General features: G+C 27.2%; 4 protein-coding genes. All 4 read right to left on the bottom strand.

The window, feature by feature from the left end:
• Positions 1-235 precede the first annotated feature (235 nt).
• Entirely contained in the window at positions 236-1,024 is a 789-nt protein-coding gene (locus SVN78_09640; GenBank protein ID MDY6821866.1) for an IclR family transcriptional regulator, read from the bottom strand.
• A gap of 79 nt (positions 1,025-1,103) precedes the next feature.
• Positions 1,104-2,579, bottom strand: coding sequence for a hypothetical protein (locus SVN78_09635; protein MDY6821865.1), 1,476 nt, complete (start codon positions 2,577-2,579; stop codon positions 1,104-1,106).
• A complete protein-coding gene (gene rsmG / locus SVN78_09630) occupies positions 2,533-3,138 on the bottom strand; it encodes a 16S rRNA (guanine(527)-N(7))-methyltransferase RsmG (GenBank protein MDY6821864.1) in 606 nt (201 codons plus the stop codon). The genes SVN78_09635 and rsmG overlap by 47 nt, the downstream gene beginning before the upstream one ends.
• The coding region (locus tag SVN78_09625) for a tRNA uridine-5-carboxymethylaminomethyl(34) synthesis enzyme MnmG (GenBank protein ID MDY6821863.1) at positions 3,113-3,366 on the bottom strand (254 nt) is incomplete at its 5' end. The genes SVN78_09625 and rsmG, both read right to left, overlap by 26 nt.

Genomic DNA, 3,366 nt, shown 5'->3' with positions numbered 1-3,366 from the left:
ATTTGTTATCCCATAAATTTTTAGCCTATCAATAGCATCTGAAGCATTTGATATTAACTCTCTTAAAAATATATCCTTCTTTGTATAAAGTGAATTAATAAGCAAATTAAGCAACTGTTTAGTCTCAGCTTTATATGTAAACTCCTCAGCCATAAATACTCCTTACAACTTGAAATTTAACTTATTTTAAAAATGATTAAAAAATAAATTTTATTATCTTTTATATATCTGTATTTTATACCACTTTATATCCATATCGCACAGAGAGGTTTTTTGCGTTTTCACACACCACTCGAACAACTTTATTTTTTATAAAATCTTCATTGACCCTAACCTTTGGAATGCTACAACTAATTGCCCCTACAACTTCTCCAAGAAAATTATAAACAGGTGCTGCCACACTATAAACCTCATGCTCCATTTCCTCTATATCCATGGCATAGCCTTGCTTTCTTACCTCTTCAATCTCCTTTAATAGATCATCAACATTCCCTATTGTATGTTCAGTAAGCTTTTCTAATGTCTCTGGATAAATGCTTTTAATACGATTATTGGATAATGATGATAGATGAACTTTACCGCTAGCTGACGCATACGCTGGTTTTATTGTCCCAATACGTGATTTGACCCTAACAGATTTTCTTGTTTCAACAACATTTAGATATATAATATTGTTTTCCCTCATAACACTAATATAAGAGGTCTCATCAAGTTCATCTCTCACCTTATTTAAATATTCTCTTGAAACATCAATTAGCTGCATATTTGATAGATATGTTTGGGCTATCTGGAATGTTTTTACCCCCAGCCTATAATTTCCTGTATATTTATTGTGCTCCACAAAACCAAAAACAGCTAAGGTATTTAAGATATTTGAAGCATTACTTTTTGTGAGACCTAACTTTGCAGCACATTCACTAACAGATAATTCCCCACCTTCCTCGGCAAGTAACTCCAAAACATCTATTGCATTATTTACAGATTGAACTGCATAATCGGTTTTTTCTCTTCTAACATTTTTCACATCTCACCCCTTTGTTATCAATTGTTATATTTTCATTATAACATAGTTATTAAATTAGGCAATTAAATTTAGCTATATTTTATAAATTGTCAATAATAAAATCACTAAAATTTAATAAACGAAATATTTCATTTACAACATTATTGTTTATATAAAATAAATAAAAATTTCTTTCAACATTTTTTGAAGAGTCTGATATATATATTACATCAGTTAAATATCCATTATAATTATTATTTAAATTATTATTCTTATTTTTTAGAAAACATATTACATCATAGCCAATAAAGCTCCAGATTGCAGGTTTATATCCCATAAAGTTTTCAAACTCCTTTATAAAGATTTTACTCTCATCTTTTGTCAAGTTTGCTTGGGCGACTACATAAGAATTGTTAAAATAATCGTTATATATATTTTTTAAATATAATCCTGTAAAATAGCTGATAATAGAAAATACATCAGTCTCATAATTAAAAAAGAATCTTATTAGTGGCATATAATTTACTATTTCATCTTCGTTGCCAATATTTATGAATGTAACATTATCATCATACTTATTTTCTAAGGCTTTTAAATCATATTTATATCCTTCATCTGTATATAACAACAATTTAGCATTATAATTATTATTATTATATAATTTTGCTAAATATTTACCAACCTGTTTAAATTCATCTGAAACAATTATCAAAATCATTTTTTTTCTATCTAAAGGAACGTTATCATAAAAATTATTAACTTCATCTAGGTAATCCCAACCAAAATTTATCTGCTTTCCATAATAATTCAAAAGTATTTCATTATCTTCTTTATATAAATATATATTATGACCAGCACCATCACCGCCATCCATAATTATGTGATAATTCAGATTAAACTTGTTTATTGCATAGATCATAGCATCCACCATTTTTTGGTTAATACTTTTCTTGTCAACAAATATAGACTCGCTTATTTGATAATTTAGCTGCAGATTGCTTTCAATTGATTTGTTATCATAATTAAGTTTAATAATTTTTTCATGGGGCTTTTTAGATACACTTTTTTCAGATAACCTATCTAAACAACTATAATTAATGCTGCCAATGGGCTCAGAGATAGATATACAAAATGCTTTCAATGCCTTTTCAAAAAAGTCTTGCCCTTTATATTCATTGATTTTTATTAATTTTTCATTTGCTTTTTTTTGATAATCTAGCTGTAAATAAACATAATATAACCACATATAACCAATTAATTTTGTAAAACCTACACTCCCTATTTTGCTAAGGTTGTTCTCTAATATTGTTTTAGCCTTTTCAAGCTCTCCTTTCTTTACGTAATAGCCACCTAACATTATTGCAGCCTCAATGTTAGTAGGATAATTAAACTCTCTAATATAGCTATTTAAAATATACCAGTCCTCTTTACTTGGATTTTTAACTGCAAAAAAGTATGGTGAAAAGTTTTGGCCTAAACTATATTCTCTAGTATCTTTATGCTTTACACATCCATATAAAATAAATAAATTAATTATTAATATTGATAATAATATAAGTTCTTTTAAATGTCTCATCTACTCTAACTGTTTCTATATCATATTTTTTGTTTTTTTTTAAACAATTTCTTGCTGCTTTTATTTCATTTTGATAATTTTCACCTTTATAGAGTATCAATTTTGTGTTTTTTTTATACATTTGTTTAGTGATATTTAATATATAGCTAATCTTCCCAACAGCTCTTGAAGTTATAATATCGGCTTTTAAATGATCAATCTTTTCAGCCCTTTCATTAATTATCTTTACATTATTAATTCCACACCTTTTAATTGCATTCTCAAGAAATTTGCATTTTTTTATTTTACTCTCAATTAATATAACCTCACTATTTGGATAAAAAATTGCTATGGGAATACCTGGAAAACCACCCCCACTACCAATGTCAATGAGTTTGTTAAATTTAAGATCTAATTTTTTAAATATATATATAGAATCTAAATAATGTTTTACATAGAAACTTTCTCTATCTTTAATAGCTGTTAAGTTGAGGCTTTCCTCGTTATGAATACTGTAGAAATGTTCTAATAAATCTAGCTGTGTATACGTTGGTTTAGCTAATTTTATTAGCTCTCTCATAATTCCCTTTCTTTATGTACACATGCAAAATCGATATTGCTGAAGGAGTAACCCCTGGTATCTGAATAGCCTGCGCTAATGTCCCGGGCTTAACTTTTTTAAATTTTTCTACAAACTCTCTCCTAAGCCCTGGAATATTGTTATAATCAAATTCTCTTGGAATTTTTATACTATCTAATTTTTTATACTTTTTAATATCATTATCTATTTTTCTTATATATCCCTCAT

The sequence above is a fragment of the Deferribacterota bacterium genome (assembly GCA_034189185.1).
In the GTDB taxonomy this organism is placed as follows: Bacteria; Chrysiogenota; Deferribacteres; order Deferribacterales; family UBA228; genus UBA228.
The sequence above is the reverse complement of the archived record's forward strand: the minus strand, read 5'-3'. Positions and strand labels throughout refer to the sequence as shown.